The 2,327-nt window shown below is 64.2% G+C and carries 2 protein-coding genes; both read left to right on the top strand.

All coding sequences use genetic code 11. The features are described 5' to 3' along the window. Positions 1-10 precede the first annotated feature (10 nt). Positions 11-1,255 carry an MFS transporter gene (locus tag EOA24_RS34690; protein WP_245501922.1) on the top strand — a complete coding sequence of 415 codons (1,245 nt, stop codon included), beginning with the start codon at positions 11-13 and terminating at the stop codon, positions 1,253-1,255. Between the two features lie 280 nt (positions 1,256-1,535). Then, positions 1,536-2,327: ABC transporter permease (locus EOA24_RS34685; RefSeq protein ID WP_133374782.1), on the top strand; the 792-nt coding region annotated here is incomplete at its 3' end.

Here is a 2,327-nt window from a genome sequence, read left to right as displayed (position 1 = left end):
CACCGCCTATATGCTGACCATGGCGGTGTTCGTGCCGCTGTCGGCCTGGCTTGCCGACCGTTTTGGCGCGCGCAATATTTTCCTCCTGGCGATCGCGCTGTTCACGCTGGCTTCGGTTGCCTGTGGCTTTTCGCAGAGCCTGACGGAGTTCGTCGCCGCTCGCATCGTGCAGGGCCTGGGCAGCGCGCTGATGACGCCGGTTGGCCGCATCCTGGTGCTGCGCAACGCCGAGAAATCCGAGCTGATCGCCGCGACGGCGTTGATCACCTGGCCGGCTTTGTTCGCGCCGGTGGTCGGGCCGGTGCTTGGCGGCTTCATCACCACCTATCTCTCCTGGCATTGGAATTTCTTCATCAACGCGCCGCTGGGGCTGGCCGGGCTTGCGCTGGTTGCCCGCTTCGTGCCGGGCGACCGCGATTCCGAGGCGAAGCCATTCGATTGGCCTGGCTTTTTCCTCACCTCGCTCGGCCTTGCGGTGATGCTTTACGGGCTCGAACGCCTGGCGCATCCCGAGGACGGCCTGCTGCCGACGATAGGCTCCATCGGCATCGGCATCGTGATCGGCTGGTTCGCCGTTCGCCATCTCTTGCTGGCCCGCCATCCGCTGCTCGACCTTTCGGCCTTCAAGGTGCTGACCTTCGCGATCTCAACGCTTGCCGCGGGCACCGTCTTCCGTGTCGCGATCAACGCCACGCCATTCCTTTTGCCGCTGCTGTTTCAGGTCGGCTTCGGTCTGCGTCCGGTCGATGCCGGCCTGTTGGTGCTGGCCTATTTCCTCGGCAATCTCGGCATGAAGACGGTCACGACGCCGACGCTCAGGCGCTTCGGCTTCCGCACCGTGATGGTGGTGAACGGGGCGATCGCATCGCTGGCGATCATGGCTTGCGGCGCGATCTCGCCGCAGACGCCGCAGGTGCTGGTGGCGGCGCTGATGCTGGTCGCCGGTCTTACGCGCTCAATGCAGTTCACGGCGCTGAACACGCTGGCCTTCGCCGATATCGGCGCGCCGCAGCGAAGCTCGGCGGCGACGCTCTCGAGCATGCTGCAGCAGATCTCGATGCTGTTCGGCGTGGCGATCGCGGCGGCGATCCTCAACTTGTCGCAGATCTTCAGGGGCGAAGCCTTGCCCGACCTCGTCGACTTCAGAATCACCTTCGTCGCGATCGGCCTGCTTGGTCTTGCCGCGGCGACGCGTTTCCTGGTGCTGCCGGCGAATGCCGGCGCCGAGGTTTCGGGGCATTCGACGAACAATTGAGGTCGGGCCGGGGGGATTTCGCGGACTCAAATTCCGCCGGCCGCGTCGCCCTCGAACGGGTTCTTCCGCGAGCCGCGTGATCGGGGCAACGAGCCGCCAAAAAGCCCAAGAGTTTCCGCCTATTGCGCCAGTTACGGCAATCGATGCGTCCACTCGGAAAATAGTCGGAGAGGCGCGGTCCTTGAACGCGGATTCATTTGACGAGCCGCTGTCGGGCCGATTAGCTTTCGTGCGGGATGGCGGCTTGCAGGGCCTTGCCATCGGGGCGAAAGACAAAGCGATGAACGCGATCGGCTGGCCGAACTGGAGGCGCCTTAATCAGGAAGGCATTGTCTTTGCCATCGCCATCCTTCTGTTCGCTGCTGCAGCGCTCAGTTTGCCCGGGTTCCTGACCGCCGACAATCTGGTGGCAATCGTCCGGTCGGTGTCCGTGCTCGGCATCCTTGCGCTCGGCATGGCGGTCGTCATCATCGGCCGCGGCATCGATTTGTCGGCGGTGGCGATCATGGCGATGTCGGTCGCCTGGTATCTGCAACTGCTCAACACCGGCACCTCGGATGGGCTCGCCTTCGCCTATGTGCTGGCGGGCGTTTTAGCCATCGGCCTGCTCAACGGCTTTCTGGTCGCCTATGCGGACGTTCCGGCGATCTTCGTCACTTTGGCTACCGGCTCCTTCGTGTTCGGCTATGTGCGCTCGCAACTGATCACGCAGGATGCCGTTCCGGTGCCGCAAGGCCATTGGGTGGAGCTGCTCGGCGGCGTGCGCTTCCTCGACATACCGGTCGAGGTCTTCGTCTTTGCCGGACTGGCGTTCCTGGTCTTCCTGTTCCTGCGCTACACCAAATGGGGCCGCTTCATCTATTTCGCCGGCGACAACCCGGTCGCGGCGCGCAACATCGGCATTCCGGTGCGCCCCATGCTGGTGCTGCGCTACGCGCTTTCGGCGGTGGTGGCGCTGATCGCCGGCCTGCTCACAGCGGCCAGCCTGCATTCAATCAACACGCGCGTCGTCAATTCGACCCTGCTCTACGACATCGTGCTGGTGGCGGTGATCGGCGGCATCGGCCTGTCC

Source organism: Mesorhizobium sp. M2A.F.Ca.ET.039.01.1.1 (assembly GCF_003998035.1).
GTDB lineage: Bacteria > Pseudomonadota > Alphaproteobacteria > Rhizobiales > Rhizobiaceae > Mesorhizobium.
This window is presented reverse-complemented; position numbering and strand designations above follow the sequence as displayed.